The 17479-nt window shown below is 70.6% G+C and carries 16 protein-coding genes; 12 read left to right on the forward strand and 4 right to left on the reverse strand.

The window, feature by feature from the left end:
* Positions 1 to 74: 74 nt before the first annotated feature.
* From PQI07_RS10610 to PQI07_RS10620, 3 genes are all read left to right on the forward strand, one after another.
* The gene (locus PQI07_RS10610) at positions 75 to 1646 is read left to right on the forward strand and encodes an ABC transporter substrate-binding protein (RefSeq protein WP_274926584.1); all 1572 of its coding nucleotides are present in this window, start codon (positions 75 to 77) and stop codon (positions 1644 to 1646) included.
* 526 nt (positions 1647 to 2172) lie between these two features.
* Positions 2173 to 3483 carry an MFS transporter gene (locus PQI07_RS10615; RefSeq protein WP_274926585.1) on the forward strand — a complete coding sequence of 437 codons (1311 nt, stop codon included), beginning with the start codon at positions 2173 to 2175 and terminating at the stop codon, positions 3481 to 3483.
* Positions 3484 to 3824: 341 nt separating this feature from the next.
* On the forward strand, positions 3825 to 4238 hold the full coding sequence (locus PQI07_RS10620) for a VOC family protein (protein WP_043386105.1): 414 nt from the start codon (positions 3825 to 3827) through the stop codon (positions 4236 to 4238).
* A gap of 120 nt (positions 4239 to 4358) precedes the next feature.
* On the opposite strand, the gene PQI07_RS10625 is transcribed toward PQI07_RS10620, so the two are convergent.
* On the reverse strand, positions 4359 to 5195 hold the full coding sequence (locus PQI07_RS10625; protein ID WP_083683604.1) for an outer membrane protein: 837 nt from the start codon (positions 5193 to 5195) through the stop codon (positions 4359 to 4361).
* A gap of 392 nt (positions 5196 to 5587) precedes the next feature.
* Between PQI07_RS10625 and PQI07_RS10630 the strand changes: the two genes are divergently transcribed.
* The 6 genes from PQI07_RS10630 (at position 5588) to PQI07_RS10655 (ending at position 9181) form a co-directional block, all read left to right on the forward strand.
* Positions 5588 to 6118: a GAF domain-containing protein gene (locus PQI07_RS10630; protein ID WP_274926586.1), complete on the forward strand. Its 531-nt coding sequence runs from the start codon at positions 5588 to 5590 to the stop codon at positions 6116 to 6118.
* 104 nt (positions 6119 to 6222) lie between these two features.
* Positions 6223 to 6372, forward strand: coding sequence for a hypothetical protein (locus PQI07_RS10635; protein WP_164706361.1), 150 nt, complete (start codon positions 6223 to 6225; stop codon positions 6370 to 6372).
* A 132-nt stretch (positions 6373 to 6504) separates the two neighbouring features.
* A complete protein-coding gene (locus PQI07_RS10640; protein ID WP_043348037.1) occupies positions 6505 to 7110 on the forward strand; it encodes a PAS domain-containing protein in 606 nt (201 codons plus the stop codon).
* A 643-nt stretch (positions 7111 to 7753) separates the two neighbouring features.
* Positions 7754 to 8212, forward strand: a complete 459-nt coding sequence (locus PQI07_RS10645) for a Ros/MucR family transcriptional regulator (RefSeq protein ID WP_274926587.1) — start codon at positions 7754 to 7756, stop codon at positions 8210 to 8212.
* Positions 8213 to 8606: 394 nt separating this feature from the next.
* Positions 8607 to 8873 (forward strand): DUF6894 family protein, encoded by a 267-nt coding sequence (locus tag PQI07_RS10650; protein ID WP_210274908.1) that lies wholly within the window; start codon positions 8607 to 8609, stop codon positions 8871 to 8873.
* Positions 8874 to 8902: 29 nt separating this feature from the next.
* Entirely contained in the window at positions 8903 to 9181 is a 279-nt protein-coding gene (locus PQI07_RS10655; protein WP_043348032.1) for a hypothetical protein, read from the forward strand.
* A gap of 9 nt (positions 9182 to 9190) precedes the next feature.
* Here the strand turns inward: PQI07_RS10655 and PQI07_RS10660 are convergent, their stop codons facing one another.
* The gene (locus tag PQI07_RS10660) at positions 9191 to 9319 is read right to left on the reverse strand and encodes a hypothetical protein (RefSeq protein WP_257787387.1); all 129 of its coding nucleotides are present in this window, start codon (positions 9317 to 9319) and stop codon (positions 9191 to 9193) included.
* A gap of 218 nt (positions 9320 to 9537) precedes the next feature.
* Between PQI07_RS10660 and PQI07_RS10665 the strand changes: the two genes are divergently transcribed.
* The 3 genes from PQI07_RS10665 (at position 9538) to PQI07_RS10675 (ending at position 12277) form a co-directional block, all read left to right on the forward strand.
* Positions 9538 to 10092 (forward strand): DUF3016 domain-containing protein, encoded by a 555-nt coding sequence (locus PQI07_RS10665; protein ID WP_274926588.1) that lies wholly within the window; start codon positions 9538 to 9540, stop codon positions 10090 to 10092.
* A gap of 332 nt (positions 10093 to 10424) precedes the next feature.
* Complete coding sequence (locus PQI07_RS10670; protein WP_274926589.1) at positions 10425 to 11915, forward strand: sensor histidine kinase; 1491 nt, start codon at positions 10425 to 10427, stop codon at positions 11913 to 11915.
* The gene (locus PQI07_RS10675) at positions 11912 to 12277 is read left to right on the forward strand and encodes a response regulator (protein ID WP_075380990.1); all 366 of its coding nucleotides are present in this window, start codon (positions 11912 to 11914) and stop codon (positions 12275 to 12277) included. The genes PQI07_RS10670 and PQI07_RS10675 overlap by 4 nt, the downstream gene beginning before the upstream one ends.
* Positions 12278 to 12468: 191 nt before the next feature.
* Here the strand turns inward: PQI07_RS10675 and PQI07_RS10680 are convergent, their stop codons facing one another.
* On the reverse strand, positions 12469 to 12666 hold the full coding sequence (locus tag PQI07_RS10680; protein WP_043348020.1) for a hypothetical protein: 198 nt from the start codon (positions 12664 to 12666) through the stop codon (positions 12469 to 12471).
* A 46-nt stretch (positions 12667 to 12712) separates the two neighbouring features.
* Positions 12713 to 17191: a S8 family serine peptidase gene (locus tag PQI07_RS10685; protein WP_342462320.1), complete on the reverse strand. Its 4479-nt coding sequence runs from the start codon at positions 17189 to 17191 to the stop codon at positions 12713 to 12715.
* Positions 17192 to 17479 lie beyond the last annotated feature (288 nt).

Below are 17479 nucleotides of genomic sequence, written 5' to 3' on the forward strand. Positions count from 1 at the left end.
TCCGCTTCGCCCGTGACGTGCTTGGCCCGCCACGTGCTAACCTTTGCCGGGTTGCAACGCTCGGGCGAGTCGGCATGCTGAACAGACGATCCTTCATGGCCCTGTCGGGCGCCGCCCTCGCGGCCCCGGCCTTGGCGCAGGGCAGTGCCGCGCGGACGCTCAAATTCATCCCGCAGGCCGACCTTACTGTGCTCGATCCGATCTGGACGACCGCCTACGTGACCCGCAATCACGGGCTCGCCGTGTTCGACACGCTCTACGGCACCGATGCGCGCTATGCCGCCCAGCCGCAGATGGTGGCGGGCCACACGGTGGAGAACGACGACAAGCTCTGGCGCGTGACCCTGCGGCCCGGGCTCACCTTCCACGACGGCAGCCCCGTGCTCGCCCGCGACTGCGTGGCGAGCATCGCCCGCTGGGGCAAGCGCGACGCCATGGGCCAGACGCTCATGGCCTACACGGACGAACTCTCGGCCCCCGACGACCGGACGATCCAGTTCCGGCTGAAAAAGCCCTTCGCACTCCTGCCGGAGGCCCTCGGTAAAGTCGGATCCTCGATCTGCGCCATCATGCCGGAGCGGCTCGCCAAGACCGACCCGTTCACGCAGGTGACCGAGATGGTCGGTAGCGGCCCCTTCCGCTTCAAGGCGGACGAGCGCGTCGTCGGCGCCCGGGTGGTCTACGAGCGCTTTGCCGGCTACGTACCCCGCGAGGGCGGCGAGCCGCAATGGACCTCAGGTCCGAAGCGCGTCTTCGTCGACCGGGTCGAGTGGCACGTCATTCCCGACCAGGCCACCGCCGCCTCGGCCATGCAGACCGGCGAGCTGGATTGGTGGGAGCAGCCGCCGGCCGATCTCGTTCCGACCCTGGGCGGACTCACGACGCGGATCACCGACCCGACCGGCCTGATCGGCTGCCTGCGGATGAACCAGCTTCAGCCGCCCTTCGACAACCCGGCCATCCGGCAGGTGCTGCTGAAGGTCGTCGACCAGACCGACTTCATGCAGGCGGTGACCGGCACCGATCCCAAGCTGATTCACGTGCCCACCGGGTTCTTCTGCCCCGGCCTGCCGATGGCGAGCGATGTCGGCCTCGATGTCCTCACGAGCAAGCGCGACTACGAGGCGGCCAAGACGGCGCTGGCGGCGGCGGGCTACAAGGGCGAGAAGGTGGTGCTGATGGGCGCCTCGGACTTCCCCAGCCTCAAGGCGCTCGCCGACGTGGCGGCCGACATGCTCACGCGCGCCGGCTTCAACGTCGACTATCAGGTCATGGACTGGGGCTCTGTGGTGCAGCGGCGCGCCAAGAAGGATCCGATCGCCCAGGGCGGCTGGAGCGCCTTCTGCACCTTCTGGGCGGGGCTCGACCAGGCCAACCCGGCGGTCAGCGCCTTCCTGCGCGGGACCGGGCAGAGCGCCGCGATCGGCTGGCCCACCAGCGAGAAGATCGAGGCGTTGCGGGACCAGTGGCTGGACGCCCCGGACACCGCCGCGCGCAAGCAGCTCGCGGGCGCCCTTCAGCGGCAGGCCTTCACCGACCTGCCCTACCTGCCCCTCGGGCAATACTTCAACCAGACCTCGTACAAGCCGTCCCTGACCGGCGTGCTCGACGGCGTGCCGATGTTCTGGAACGTGAAGAAGGGGTGACGGGCGGCGGACCGCCGTCCCGACCCGGACCTGCGGCACGGCGGTCGCTCCGAACCAGACCGAGGCCCCGGCGTCGGGAGCCGCCCGCCGTGTCTCCGTCCCGGCGAGCGGCGCCGGCAACCCGGAATCGCGGGACGTCGCCGAGCGTCGCGCGGCCTGGATGGCCGCCGGATGGCGCTTCGCGGCCCGCAGGTGCGGCAGCCCGGCGCGCGCGCCTGCAGGCGATCGCGGCCGTCAGCCTGGCGGACGCATACGCCGTCGGGCTTCGACAGATCCGATCCGTTGAAGCCCGATGGCGCTTCCCAGCCGCGGCGGCCGCGGGTTAAGCTGAGGTTGGCACAGGTCACAACCAGAGATGACCGGCCCGCGAGGAAGCCCGAGACGAGACGCCCGGCCCGCCGCTCACGGGGGGCCCCGCGGCGACGTCGAGCCCCGTGCGGGCCCGGCCGTGATCTGGAGCCGTGACCTGGATCGATCCGGACCCCGGGGGCCCGGCCCGAGCCCACGACACGCGCAAGGATAGGCCATGGACGACGCCGCCCTGGAACGCTCGGCGATGCGCAGGATCGGCTGGCGGCTCGTGCCGTTCCTGATCCTCGCCTACTTCGTGTCCTTCCTGGACCGCGTGAATGTCGGCTTCGCGGCGATCCAGATGAACCACGATGTCGGCCTGTCGGCGACCGTGTTCGGCTGGGGCGCCGGGATCTTCTTCCTCGGCTATTTCCTGATGGAGATCCCCAGCAACCTGATGCTGGAGCGCTTCGGGGCGCGGCTGTGGATCGCCCGGATCATGGCCACCTGGGGCCTGATCTCCGCCGCCATGGCGCTGGTGCAGGGGCCGCGGTCTTTCATCGCCCTGCGCTTCCTGCTGGGGCTCGCCGAGGCCGGCTTCTTCCCCGGCGTGATCCTCTACCTCACCTACTGGTTCCCCTCCGCCTACCGGGCGCGGATCATCGGGATCTTCATGATCTCGATCCCGATCTCGTCCTTCCTCGGCTCGCCGATCTCCGGCGCGCTGCTCAACGTGACGGGGTTCGGCCTCGCCGGCTGGCAGTGGCTGTTCATCCTCGAGGGCCTGCCGGCGGTGGTCCTGGCCGTCGCGGTCCTGTGGTTCCTGCCGGACGGGCCGCGGGAGGCGGCGTGGCTGCCGGCGGCCGAGCGGGACTGGCTGGAGCGGCAGCTCCGGTCCGAGGCGGCGCGCAACACCCGCCGCGGCGCGCCCGCGAAGCCGCCGCTCTGGGAGATCCTGCGCGACCGGCGGCTCGCCCTCTTCGCGGCGATCTATTTCGGCTCGACGGCGAGCAGCTACGGGCTGTCGTTCTGGACGCCGCAGATCGTCAAGAGCTTCGGCCTCGGCAATGTCGAGACCGGGCTCCTGAACAGCATCCCGTACGGATTCGCGTCCTTGGCCATGGTCCTCTGGGGCCGGCACAGCGACCGGACCGCCGAGCGGCGCTGGCACCTCGCGCTCTCGTTCCTGGTCCTGGCGCTGGGGCTCGCGGGCGGGACGGTCCTCTCGGGGCTCGGCCCGGTCGTGGCGGCGCTGACGGTCGCGGCGGTCGGCGTCTACATGCTCAAGGGGCCGTTCTGGGCGCTCGCGACCGAGCAGATGCCGCCCGCCACGGCGGCGGCGAGCATCGCGGCGATCAACGCGGTCGGAAATCTCGGCGGCTTCCTGGGCCCCTACTTGATCGGCGCGATCAAGGACGGGACCGGCAGCTTCACCCTGAGCCTTCTGCCCCTGGTGGCCTTCGCCTTGCTCTCGGCCGCCCTGTCACTGGTGCCGGGCCGTGCCCCGCGTCCCGACCGGGGTACGCCGCGCCCGTCGACCGTCTGAGCCCGGCGCGGCGGCGAACCGAGTCCGGGACCGGCCGGTTGGCCCTGGTGCCGCCATCGCCCGGCACGGGGCCGATCCGGACCGGATCGGGGCCCGCCGGCCGGGCGCACCGATGACCGGGAGCCGGACCCAGGACGTTGGACGACGCCTTGCGGGACGCCATCCGGGCGGAGCCGACGCGTCAGGCCGAGGCGGATCGACCGCGAGGCTCTGCCGATGGTGACCGCCGGCGCGGTCGCCGGCGGACCGCGCGGCTCGCGCGCCGTCGCGGAACATCCCCGCCGGACGATCGAGCCCGGCGGCCGGGCCGCCCGTGACAGAGATGCCGTCAGGAGATCGCCGTGCCCAAGCTCAACGCCATCCTGGAGACGGCGCTGTACGTCGCGGATCTCGACCGCGCCGAAGCCTTCTACCGCGACACGATGGGATTGCCCTGCCTCTTCACGGATTTCCGCATGCGCGCCTTCGACGTCGGCGGCCGCGGCGTCCTCCTGCTTTTCCCGGAGGGCGGGTCCCTGCAGCCGATCGAGACGCCGGGCGGGCTCATCCCGCCGCATGACGGCCGCGGCCCGGCCCATGTCGCGTTCTCGATCGACGCGGACGCCCTCGCGTCCTGGGAGGAGCATCTCGCGGCCTCCGGCGTGGCCGTCGAGGGGCGCACCCGCTGGCCGAGGGGCGGCGTCAGCGTCTACTTCCGCGACCCGGACGGGCACCTGCTCGAGCTGGCCACCCCCGGCCTCTGGAAGGGCTACTGAGGCGGCGCCGGGCCGCGTCGGGGCGGCCCTCAACGCCGAAGGGGCCGCGTCCTTTCGGACGCAGCCCCTTGCGAGCTCGGCTTGGCGCGGCGGTCGGGATCCGACCGCCGCGGCGCGGTCTTAGTAGGAGCCGAACTTGTAGTTCAGGCCGGCGCGGACGACGGCGAACTCGTCGGAACGGCGGCCGATGCCGCTGTAGACGACGGGGAAGTTGTTGGCGGCGTTGATGACGAACGCGCCCTGGTTGCGGGTGTTGCGGTCGAGGTTGACGTACAGGCCTTCGACCTTGAGCGTCACGGCCGAGGAGCGGAAGAAGTTCAGGAAGGAGTCGGTGGGGAGCGCGTACTCGACGCCGCCGCCGACGGCCCAGCCGGTGCGGAAGCTGTCGTTGCCGGCGTAGCCGCCGAAGGAGCGGTCGGCGCTGCCGGAGCCGTAGGCGAAGCCGCCGGTGCCGTACACGAGGGTGCGGTCGAAGGCGTAGCCGAGGCGGCCGCGGACGGTGCCGAAGAAGTCGAGGCTGGAGAGGCCGCGCGGGTCGGTGACGTAGTAGCCGGGGGCCAGCGCGCCGGCGACGAAGGCGTTGTTCCGGTTACGGCCGAAGTCGAGGTACTGGGCATCGGCCTCGATACCGAACACGACGCCGGAGCCGGGGGTCAGCTGCCAGTTGTAGCCGATCTGGCCACCGCCGGAGAAGCCGTCCTGGCTGCGGTTGCGGAAGGAGGCGACGGTGCCGGGAGCGGCGTAGGGGAACGGCACGGCGAAGGTGTTGCCGGTGTTGCGGTCGCTGGCGTCGAAGGCGTAGCCGGCGTTGATACCGAAATAGGCGCCGGTCCAGGTGAAGACCGGGACGGGGGTGAAGACCGGCGGCGGGGCGGCGCGGCGCGGCAGGTCGGCGGCCGAGGCGGCACCGGTCAGGAGGGCCGTGGCGGCGCTCGCGAGAAGAAGCTTCTTGATCATCTGGTCCTCTGTCTCCCGTTAGGCGGGATGTGTGCGGGGCGGACAGGACGTCAGGATGTGCGGACGCGATAGTGCATTGTTGCAACAGCGTCGGCGGGGGTCCGGAGGCGGTGGACCGGAAGGTGCGCTGGAGCACATCATCTCGGCGTCGTGATCGAAGGATCGGGAACTATTTCGTGACATCTGCCGCGTCGCCCCGCCGCGATGACCAATATGTCGGGCGTCGCCCGCTCATCTCTCCGCGTCTCGCCACGCGCGGGCGATCCGATCGCGCCGAACCGCTTCGGCGAAACGCTTGATCCAAGTTGTTGTCCGCGCCGTCGCGCGCAGTGAGGCTTCGACCGAAGAAGACGCCCGAGGCGACCCCGAGGCGACGTCGCGGAGGGCGCTTCATGGATCGATCGGCCTGCTTCCACGACGCGTCCCAGATGGCTGAACGTCCCCTGGATTCCGACGCCGGTCTGGTTCGGGCCTCGTGCCGGCTGGCGACCGCCCGCTTCCTCGAGGACATCGTGACGATCCTGCGGGAGACGGCCCGGGAGATCGCCGGCTCCGATGGGATTGCCGTGGTGCTGCGCGAGGGCGACGCCTCATTCTACGCCGCCGAGGACGCCATCGAGCCGTTGTGGCGCGGCCGCCGGTTTCCGTTGACCGACTGCGTTTCGGGACGGGCCATGCTCGATGGCGCGACCATCGTCGTGCCGGACATCGAGTGCGATCCCCGGGTGCCGATCGCGGTCTACCGACTGACCTCGATGCGCAGTCTCGTGGTGGTTCCGATCGGCTCCCCCGAACCGGTCGCCGCCCTCAGCGCCTATTGGTGCGCCTCCGTCATCCCCGACGACGGGACCGTTCGCCGGCTCGAGGGTCTGGCCCGGCATGCGGCGGCGGCCTTGGATCGGATCCGTCCGAGCGGGCCGTGACGGTCGGTGCCGGCCGTTCGGATCCTGCGGGCCGGCGGGATCGATCGGCCGCTCAGGCCGTTCCCCGCCTTCATCGCCCTGCACGGAAGTCCCAGACCCTCCTCATGAAGCGCCTCACCCTCATCGGCATCTTCGTCGCCCTGCTGCTCGCCATTGTGGCGATCGCGGCCACGTGGTCGACGGTCACGCCCGTCAATCCGGCCGTCGCGCCGGATACGTCGTCGACACCCAACCCCACCGCCCAGCGGAAATGATGCGGCATGACGGGCCGCCCGGCGTGCCGATCCTGATCGACCGGACCCGCTGATGAAATCTCCGTCGAGATTCTGGCAAAGAGGCACATTTCTATGCCAGATCATCCCGGTTGTGCGGCCGGGATTCGCGTCATGAGTGAGATTTCGAGGACGCCGATCGACGCGACCGACGGATTCAATACGCCGTTCGACCGGTTGCAGGCCGCCCTCGATGCATCCGGCGTGGTCGGCGCCTGGGACTGGGACATCCGCCGCGGCACCATAGTCTATGATGCCGGTGCGGCCCGGCTGCTCACCGGCGATCCGGCCCTCGCCGGTACGGAGATCAGCGGCGCCGACGCGCTGGCCGCCGTCCATCCGGACGACCGTGCGTGGCTGCTGGACCAGGTCCAGCGGGCCGTGCGGTCGGGTGGTCTGGTGCTGGCCGAGTACCGCGTCGTGCAGGGCGGAGCCGAGCACTGGCTGATCAGCCGCGGACGGACCGTCCCGGATTCCGCGGGGCGGCCGGTCCGGGCGCGTGGCATCATCATCGACATCACGGAACTCCGGGAAGGCGGCGACCGCTACATCTTCACCAGCGCGGCGGCGCCGGACGACCCCTTGAGCCGTGCGGCCGATCTGGCCATCGCGCTCAGGCAGGCGCTCGGCGAGGATGCGGCGGCGGAACTCCGCCTCGCGGCCGACGGATTGTTGATGAGCCTCGGCCGCGCCCTGGCCCGGACGATGGGTCGACGCTGAGCGGGATCCGGGTGACCTCCGACCGGACCGCCCGCGCGATCCTCCGGGAGGGTCCGCCGGGCTGGCCGGGAGGAACGCAAGGCACAGGATCTCGAGGCCGCCCGCGAAGCGTTCGGAACGCGTGCGCCGGACGTTCGGCCGGCCCGGCGAAAGCGTCCGATCCTGCGGCTCTCGGCAGCGGTCCCGCGTCCGCGGCCCTGCGGATCCCGGGTCCGACGAAGCTCCCGAAAGCGGCGGCCAGGACACCCGGCCGCCCGAGCCGCTGCGCGGCATGCCAACCTGGAGCGCCTGACGGCGATCGCCGGCACGGTCCGGGGCCGTCGCGCCGGCCCACCGCCGACCGTCGCGTCGGCGACGCGCCTGTTCGCGGTGCCATTGCCGGTTCCGGCAAGCGGGCGGCTGCGCCGCACGGGTGCCGAATCTGGCCGCCACCCGGGTGTCCATGATCCCGGACGATCTTCGGTGGCACGAGACGGGTCGTCACGCGATCCCGGTGACCGACGCGGCGCCATCGCCTCTCGGAGGCCGTAGGGCACGAGAAAATCGGAATCTATTCGATGAGTCTTCGTTCGATTTTTACCTTGTTTAAACCCTTGTTGAGCCCAAACGATCTGAACGTAAACCGCTATTTGGAAATCTGCACATGAACGAGACCTTCGATGAAGCCTCCAACACCTTGGCCGTTATAACGGCCGAGCTTGTTGCGGCCTACGTGTCGAACAATCCGGTTCCGGCCTCGGAGTTGCCGGCCCTGATCGCGCGGGTGCATGGCGCGGTCAGCGGGCTCGTCGCCGGGACCCTGACGCCGGAATCCGGGGCGGCGCCCCAGGCCGAGATCGAGAAGCCGGGCGCGGCCCAGGTCCGCAAGTCGGTCCGGCAGGACGGGATCGTCAGCTTCATCGACGGCAAGACCTACAAGACGCTGAAGCGCCACTTGGCCAGCCACGGCTTCGATCCACGCAGCTACCGGGACCGCTACGGCCTTCCGGCCGACTACCCGATGGTCGCCCCGGGCTATGCCGAGCAGCGCTCCGCCCTCGCCAAGGCGATCGGCCTGGGCCAGCCCGGCGCCATGGCCCGTCGCGGCGGCGCGAAGCGCTGATCCCCCGCGGGCGTGACGCCGCCGGACGGCGCCGCGTCCCGTTCCCCCCCGACGGAGCCGGGATCGTCAATCGTCCGTCACGGCGACGGATCGGCCGGGGGCAGCCGCGGGGAGATCTTCCGCCTCCGTCCGGCCACGGCATAATCCCAGGCGATCAGCTGTCTTGCCGGTCGAGGCGCTGCGCCATCGCCTTTCGCCGCCCGGTGATCGGCAAAGGCGATCGGCAAAGGCGATCGTCTCGGCCTCCCTGAGACGAATCTCCGCAGGTCTCGTCTCGGGACCAGGGTGCATCGCGCTTCGAATCTGTATAGAACAGATCATGAACAGAGCGCTTCGGATCGGCAGTTTCAACCGCCGACGCGTCCTGTCTCGGATCGCGGTAGAGCCCTGTGGATTGATCGAGAGAGCCTCAAGGCCGACGCGGCTGTACCGTTTCCACTGTACGGACGGCCACGAGCTGGTGACCGACCTGTGCGGCAGCCGGTTGCCCGACGGGGCGCCGATGCGGGCCCATGCCGAGCGCGTCGCCCTCGCTCTGATGGAGCGGGTCGTGGAGCGGTTCGATTGGTCGGGCTGGCAGGTCGAGGTCTACGACGCCAAGGGGCGGCGCGTCTGGATCCGGGCCTTTCCCGACGTGAACGTCGACACGCGGGCCGCCTGAGGCGGGCGGCCGCCGAGAAGGAGAAGCAGATGGCCTACAAGCCGAAATCCGCCGCGGAGACCAAGGCGCGGGATCTGGGGCTCGCCCTGGCCCGGATCGCCGAAGGGGCGGGCCTGCCGGCGAGCATCGGGGTCGATCAGGTGCGGCGCGCGAGTCCGCGGCTGACCCCTCTGGCGGTCGGCCAGATGGTGCGCAAAGAGCGGGACACCGTGGAGGCGACCCTGGCCGAGCGCGGACTGGCGCTCGTCGATTATTCCGATCAGGGGCCGGGTCGCGGGATGGAATTCTGCATCGACACGGCCACCTGAGCGGCTCGATCAGGCGGTCGCCGGGCGGCTGCGCAGGAGGCGGCCCAGGAGGCGGAACGGCAGCAGCGGCAGCTTGATCAGCGCCGTGACCACCAAAACCGCCACGACGGTAAGAAGCGCCAGAACAGAGTTCATCATGCGCGTCGGACTCCCATGACCGGCTCGCCCCTCGGGCCGGGAGTGCTACGAGGCGCCCGGAACACGGCGAGACTATGAACGGGTCAGGGCCATTCGGTCGCAGCCGGGCGTCGGGTATGAGCGTGGGCTCTGTGGTTCCGCTCGGGTGGTCCCACCCCGCAGGCCCACGCCGCGCCGTCGGGAAGCGGTTCGGGGAGGAGTTCGGGGAGGAGTTCGACATGTGCAGGCGTCTCGCCGGCGGCTTGGCCGTGTTCGCGGTCACGGCTGCGCTGCCCCTGGCCGGGCCAGCCGCCGCCCAAGTTCAGGCTCAGGTCGTCCAAGCTCCGATCGTCCAGGCACAGGTCCATGTGCGCTATGCCGATCCGGATCGGTTCACCGATGCCGAGAACCGGTTCGGCTCCGGGCAGCCGCTCCGGGTCACCCTCGCCGAGCTGACCCGGATCTTCCGGGATCTCGGCACGGCGCGGCTCCGCCCGGATGAGCGCCTCGACATCATCGTCCTCGATGTCGATCTCGCCGGCTTCGAGCGCCCCGGCTTCGCGACGCCGACGGGCCTGCGGGTCGTGACGGATGCGACGCCGCCACGGATCCGCCTCGCCTATGTCCTGCACCGCGGCGGTCGAATCGTCGCGCAGGGCGAGGACACGGTGACGGATATCAACTTCCTGCTGACGTCCAACCCGCGCTTCTCCACCGGCAGCCTGTATTACGAGCGCCAGCTCCTGCGCGACTGGTTCGCCCGGCGCTTTCCGGAGCCGGCGGGCCGCCGCTAGGGCACGTCACCGGCGGTTCGTCCCTGCATTCGTCCTGTCGGATCCGACAGGGCCGCGGACATCCGCCGTGGCCCTCGTGGAGCGCGCTGTGGCGTGGTGGCGTGAAGACCGATGCGATGTCGCGACATCCGGCCTTCCGGACCCGTCGGATGGTTGCAAGACCCGGAGCCGATGGCCGCTTCGACGATGAGGGCGCCCCTATCAAGCCCCGGGGCGGTGTAGTACCTGGTCGTGATCTGCACGACGGGCCGCCCCCGGGCCGGTCGCGGAACGATCCCCGCTCCAGTCCCGCGGCGCTCGCCCGGGCTGGAGCCTCTTCAGTCGGTCACCGCATGAGCGAGGCCTGCATCTTCTCGGCCGGCTGCAGCGAACTCGCGGACCTGGTCCGGACCTATGATTGGACGCAGACGCCGCTGGGGCCCCTGGCGGATTGGCCCCAGAGCCTGATCTTCACGGTCAGCACCCTGCTGCAATCGCCAGTGCCGATCGTGCTGCTGTGGGGCGAAGACGGCATCATGATCTACAACGATGCCTATTCCGTCTTCGCGGGGGCGCGCCATCCCAAGCTCCTCGGCTCCAAGGTGCGCGAGGGCTGGCCCGAGATCGTCGATTTCAACGACAACGTGATGCGTGTCGGACTGGCCGGCGGGACGCTCTCCTACAAGGACCAGGAACTGACCCTGCACCGCTACGGCCAGCCCGAGCCGGTCTGGATGAACCTCGACTACTCGCCGGTCTTCGGCGCGGATGGTCGGCCCGCCGGGGTCATCGCCATCGTGGTCGAAAGCACCGAGCGGGTGTTGGCCGAGCGCCGCCTGCGGGAGAGCGAGGAGCTGTTCCGCACCCTCGCCCAGGGCATCCCGCAGCTCGTCTGGCGCGCCGCGATCGACGGTGCCTGCATCTGGTCCAGCCCGCAATGGCACGCCTATACGGGTCAGACCGAGGCGACGAGCCGGGGCTGGGGCTGGCTGGACGCGGTCCATGCGGACGATTACGCGGCGGCCGAGACCGCTTGGCGCGAGGCTCCGGTGAGCGGCCACCTCTCCTTCGAGCACCGGCTCCGCAACACGGCCGAGCAGCGCTTCTGCTGGTTCCAGACCCGGGCCGCCCCGGTCCGCGACGCGCAGGGCCGGATCGTCGAGTGGCTCGGAACCTCGACCGACATCGACGATCTGCGCCAGTTTCAGGAGCGGCAACAGGTCATGGTCGCCGAGCTGCAGCACCGGACCCGGAACCTGCTCGGCGTCGTGCGCTCCATCGCCCAGCAGACGATGGCTCAGACCGGGCCCGGCGAGACGTTCCGGGAGCGCTTCAACGACCGCCTGTCCGCCCTCTCCCGGGTCCAGGGCCTCCTCTCCCGCTCGGATCAGGAGCCGATCACGCTCCGCGCCCTGATCGAGACGGAACTCGCCGCCCTCGACGCTCCGGCCATGCAGGGGCGCATCCGGCTCCACGGCCCCGTGGTGCGGCTGCGCAAGGCGACGGTGCAGACCTTCGCGCTGGCCCTGCACGAACTCGCCACCAACGCGCTGAAATACGGCGCGCTCACCAGCGAGGAGGGGCGCCTGACGGTGACGTGGCGGACCTACCGGGCGGACGATGGCGGCGGCCGGCTGCTGGTGGAATGGGTGGAGGACGGTCTCGTCCGTCGACCGGATTCGGCGGACGCGCCGCCGCGGGGCGGATACGGGCGGGAACTGATCGAGCACGCCCTCCCCTATGCCCTCAAGGCGACCACCAGCTACGAACTCGGCGACACCGCGCTCTATTGCGCGATCAACATTCCCCTCCCCGACGGAGAAGCCGCAGGCAGCCCCGCATGACCCCGACTCCACGCACGCTGGCCGGCAGGCGGGTCCTGCTGGTCGAGGATGACTACTTCATCGCCATCGATCTCAAGTCCGGCTTCGAGGCGGGCGGTGCCGAGGTGCTGGGACCGGTGCCCAGTGTCGGCGAGGCGCTGGCGCTGATCGCCCGCACGGCCGCGATCGACGCCGCGGTGCTCGACATCAACCTGCAGGACGAGCTCGTCTATCCCGTCGCCGACGCGCTGTACGCGCGGGGTGTGCCGTTCCTGTTCGCGACCGGCTACGATCCGGTCGCGGTGCCGTCCCTCCACGGAGCCGTGGCCCTCTGCCAGAAACCTCTCGACCCGCAGATCGTGGCGCGCGCGCTGTTCGGCTGAAGCAGCGGGTCCCGCGCCCGCGCCGGACCCGGTTGTCGGGGCTTTGGCCAATCGGGCGGGTGTTTCCCGTGAAACATCTCCGCCTGCGCGCCGCTCTGCATCGGAGCGCCGTTACTGTCCCGAACGACACGAGACGGGCTTCGGACGGAGCGGCCATGCATCGGCAGGGGATGGTGGGGCCACCGTGCGGCTCATCGATCTCCGAAGGCGCGCACGAGGGCCCCGGCGGCCAGCCACAATCCTCTCAGGAGCCATCCGACCAGCCGAACCGCCTGGACCAGCAGCTCGATCCCTTCGAGCAGATCGACCAGCCGCCGCAACCGGCCGGGCCGGCGCGATGCCGGCTCGGCCTCGATCGACGGATCGCCCGATTCTCTGCGGTCCTGCATGCCTCTCTCCGGAGCACGGCGCCGGCCTGCGTGCGGTCGGCGTGCCTCACCATGCGGCCTGGAGGCCTGCGGCGAAGACCTGGGCGGTGGCGCCCGGACGCACGTCACCGGTGTAGCCCAGGGTCAACCGCACGCCGTCCGCCACCGGCCCGGTCAGGCTCACCCCCAGGACCGCCCCGTCCCGGCCGACGGCGCTGGTGCGGGCGGCAAACTGCGCCCCGAACAGGCCGGAGCGGACCACCGCGTAAGTGTCGGCCAGCTCGTGCGCCCAATAGGCCCGACCCTCCAGCCGGAGGTCCGGCACGCCCGCGAAGGCCACGCTCGCCACGCGGCCGCCCACGAGGCTGCGCGCCGCGTCGAGATCGGCCACCGCGAATCCCTGGCCGCCCAACCCTTGGCCCCCGAACCCCTGGCCGCCCAGGCCGCCCCGCTCGGCCACCCGGCCGCGCGTCAGCCGGTCGTAGCTGAACCCCACCTCCGGCACGACCTCGACCGGCAGATCCACGGCCAGCGCGTACCCGGCAAAGCCCGCCACCCCGCCGTTCCAGCCCGAGGCCAGACCGCTCGCCTGCGACACCGCCGTGCCCAAGGCCACCGTCCGGTCGATCCGCCCGTCCGCGTACGACACCCCCGCCGTCCCGCGCAGCACCACCGGCCCCAGACGCGTCTGCGCGTACAGGCTGCCGCCGTAGCTGTCCGTGGTGAACCGGCCGAGCCCCGCCCCCCGCGACGTGCCGGTCTCGCGCAGGTAGCTGAACGCCCCGCCCACCTGCGTCTCCGCCCCGACCTGCCGGTCGACGCCCACGAGCAGGCCGCCCGCGCCGTAACCGGCGCCCGAGGCCGCCCGATCGCCGGCCCGGTCGCCGAACCCGTACAGCGCGTCCGCCCAGACCCGGCCCTCGCCCACCGCCAGCGGCTGGTCCGGCACCCCGGCGGCGCCGCGCACCTGCAGCGCCGTGCGGTTCGGGCCCAGGCCCGGATCGCCCGCGCCGAACGCCGCCGTCCCGCCGCCCAGCCCGCGCTGGTGCCGGTCGATCGCGTCGGCGATCAGCCGGCGCGCGGAGAGATCGGTCATCACCGCGTCGCCGTAGCTCTGGCCCGACAGGCTGGCCAGGCCGCCCGGCAGGGTGGCCGGGCTGGCCGCGTAGAGCGGATCGTAGACCCGCGCCCGGGCCGCGTCCGGCCGGGTGCCGGCGGCCGGCCGGGCGACGTCCAGCGCCGCGCCCACGGCCTGGGCGTTGCCGGTTTGGGAGAGGCCCAGCCCGGCGAGGTTGCCGTAGGCCGCCGGCGTGACCACGAGGTCGAGGCCGGTGGCGGCGTAGAGGGCGTCGAAGCGCGTGCCGGCCGGAAGCCCCGTCGTCGGCTGGGCGAGGCCGGTGAACGAGCCCGACAGCCCCCCTTGAGCGGTGAGCACGCCGAAGCGCTGGCCGAGGGCCGGGGTGAAGGCGTTGGTGGCGTTGCCGGTGAGGCCGCGCAGCTCCGGCACGAGGGTGCCCCCCGCCGACACCGTGCCGGTGGCCCCCAGCGCCAGGAGCCGGGCGTAGCTGCCGGCACCCGTGCCGGTGCCGGGTCCGTCGATGTCGAGGCCGAGACGGCTGCCGGGGGCGAAGGCCACCGGGCCGAGCACCGTGAGGGTGCCGGGGGAGTTGCCCGGCCGCAGGGCGCCGGCCACCGTGACCGGGGCGGCGATCGTGCCGATGCCGCGCAGGGTGCCGGCGGCGGCCACCGTCACGGGCGAGGCCCAGAGGCCGTTGAGCGCGAGCGTGCCGGCCTGGATCGTGGTCGGGCCGGAGAAGCGGCCGGTGCCGGTGAGCGTGAGCGTGCCCGTGCCGGCCTGGGTCAGGCTGGTGGGGCTGGCGGTCTCCAGGATGGCGCCGGCATAGGTGGTGGAGGCCGGGCCGGCGACCGTGAGGGCGCCGTTGCCCAGGACGGCGGAGGCGGGGCCGGACAGGCTCGCCACCGTGAGGGCGCCGCCGCCGAGGTCGAGGGCGCCGGCATTGGTCAGGGTGGTGAGGCCGGCCAGCGGCCCGGTGACCTGGATCAGCCCGGTGTTGGTCAGCGCGCCGTTGAGCTGCCCGGACAGGCGGGCGAGGCCGGTATTGGTCAGGTCGGTGGTGAGGGTGCCGTCGCTGGCGACGAGGCCGGCATTGCCGAAGCCGGCCGGCGCGGTGAGGCTGGCGGTCTGGGCGAGGACGACGATGCCGGCATTGGCGAGTGGCCCGGCGAGGCTGTAGCGGCCGCCTGCGGTGACGGCGAGGGTCGCGCCGGCGGCGTTGGCGAGGGTGCCGTCGCTGGCGACGTTGCCGGAGACGGCGAGCAGCCCGGCGTTGTTGGCGATGGCGCCGTCGATGCGGCCGGCGCTGGCCAGCACGGTGCCGGTGTTGGTCAGGCCGCCCGCGATGGTGCCGCTGCTGGCGAGGCTGCCGGTGTTGGCCACGCCGCCCGCGATGGCGCCGGTGTTGAGGGCTGTGCCGGTGTTGGTCAGCCCGCCCGCGAGGGCGCCGCTGTTGGCCAGGCTGCCGGTGTTGGCCACCCCGCCGGTGATCGTGCCGGTGTTGAGGGCCAGCCCGGCATTGGCGAGGCCGCCCGCGATGGTGCCGCTGTTGCCCAGGACGCCGAGATTGCCGACGCCGCCGGAGACCAGGCCGGCATTGAGGAGGCTCGCCGCGGGGCCGATGCGGACCGGTGCGGCGAGGCTGCCGGTGGCGGTCAGGGTCAGGGTGCCGGCGCCGACCAGGGCGCCGCCGGTGACGGTGTTGGCGGCCGACAGGATGGCGGTGCCGGGTCCGGTCTTGACGAGCACGCCCGGCTGGCTGCCGTCGGCGATCGGACCCGCGAAGGTGGACGTGCCGCCGTCGATCTGCAGGGTGCCGGGGCCGGAGAGGGTGAGCGGGCGGGCGGTGGCGAATCCGTCGGCCAGGACCTCGAGGGTGCCGCCGTCGAGGGTCAGGCCGGTGCCGGCGGCGCCGAGGTTGGCGTCGCGGGAGACGGCGAGGGTGCCGCCGTAGACGGCGGTGCCGCCGGCATAGCTGTTGGTGCCGGCGAGTTCGAGGGTGCCGAGCCCGGTCTTGATCAGGCCGCCGACGCCCGAGATGTCGTTGGCGAAGCGGCCGTAATAGGCTTGGCCGTTATAGGTGGTGTTGACCGTCCAGGTCGAGGTGAACTGGCCCGGACCGTCGATCGCCTTGCCGAGGTTGAGCAGGCCCCAGCCGAAGGTGGCGTTCGGGGCGTTGGCCGGTCCGTCGCCGAGGTGGGTGGCGGTGGTGAACATGGTCTGGGCGATCTGCGGCGCCGTCAGGAACGGGAACGCCTGCATCAGCACGGCTGCGGCACCGGAGACGTGCGGCGCTGCCATCGATGTACCATTTTTCAACCCGTATCCGCCGCCCGGAACGGTCGAGTAGATACCCACGCCGGGCGCGGCTATACACCAAGCTGCTGTCACGCCGCATAGATTGCTGAAAGATCCGATTTGATTGTTTTTGTCAGTTGCGACGACTGAAACGATGTAGCCTGACAAGTCGGAAAAATCGACCTTCGACTGATCGATCGGCCGATTTTGACCATCATTGAGCTGATAGACGCCGATGTTTGCGTTGCTTGGACGTATGAAAGGATAGAACGCAACGCCGGTCGGATTGACGGCGACTTTTTCCTGATCTTCACGCTCATTGCCAGCCGCAAAGACTAGCAGCATACCTTTGTCTGCGGCACGTTTGAGGGCGCTGTACTCCGCCAGTGCGTCGCCGTATTCGTATGATTGTATTTTCAGCTGAACGTAATAAGGATTAGATATTACATTGCCGTTATCATCGAGAATGAGCTTGGTCGGCAAGGAGGGGCCATAGCTGCCATTGAGAACTCGCGCCCCATTGGCTGCCGCGAAATCAACCGCGGCATTGGCATCGGTCGAGATTTCGTTGAGGCCCAATCTCTGCTTGATAAAATTGGCCTCGGCCGGGCCCATAATCGCATTCAGTGAGAGCAGCGTGCTTTCAAAAGCGACGCCCATCATCTCGCCGCCGGCTGCAGATGCCCCGATCGTTCCTGAAACGTGCGTCCCATGACTGTTGAGGTCGACGAGAAGAGTGCTGCGGATCGCTCCAGGGGGATCGGTGAGCCAAAAGTTCCGAGAGGCAGACGATATCCGCCCAGCAAATTTCGGGTGATTGGGGTCGATGCCGCTATCGACAACTGCCACCGAGACGCCGAGCCCCGTATAGCCATGCGCGTAAGCCGTCGCGGCATTGATCGCGGCGAGCCCCCAATCACCTTGGTAAGCCGACCAGTTCGAGAAATCAGCCGCTGTCAGTCCGAAAGTCGAGGGCGAGCGCGCCGGCACGGTCTGCGCCGCCACAGGTCCCAGAGCCAGCGCGAGCGTGGCGAGCGAGCTGCCGACCAGCAATCCCATCCGGACGGGGCCGCACCGTCGCGTTCCGGCGCCCGTGCTCCTGCTCGGATCACAGGATCCGGTCGCATGCTCGACGTCGCTATACTGTTGGACCATCGGACTGACCCCCGTCATGCCTGTCACAGACTTTGCGCGGGGGTTAGAAAATGCGGCTTTAACGAACTATCACATTGCAGCCACACTCTGCGCCGCGCGCAACATTCTGAAACGGGGATCCCCCTTTCTGAGACGGAAGGAACCATCCCACCGGCGCGCAGGTCAGAATCCTCCGATGCTGGGCCCGCTGCGGCCCGGTCGGGCGACACCTGCGTCGAATCGCACGCCGCAGCGACAAACGACAGTGTACAGCTGCTCGGGTCGGCGGGAGATAGGAGGACTGTCCGGATGGACGCGGCTAACGTG

Origin of the sequence: Methylobacterium sp. 092160098-2 (assembly GCF_028920805.1) — a bacterium.
GTDB lineage: Bacteria > Pseudomonadota > Alphaproteobacteria > Rhizobiales > Beijerinckiaceae > Methylobacterium > Methylobacterium fujisawaense.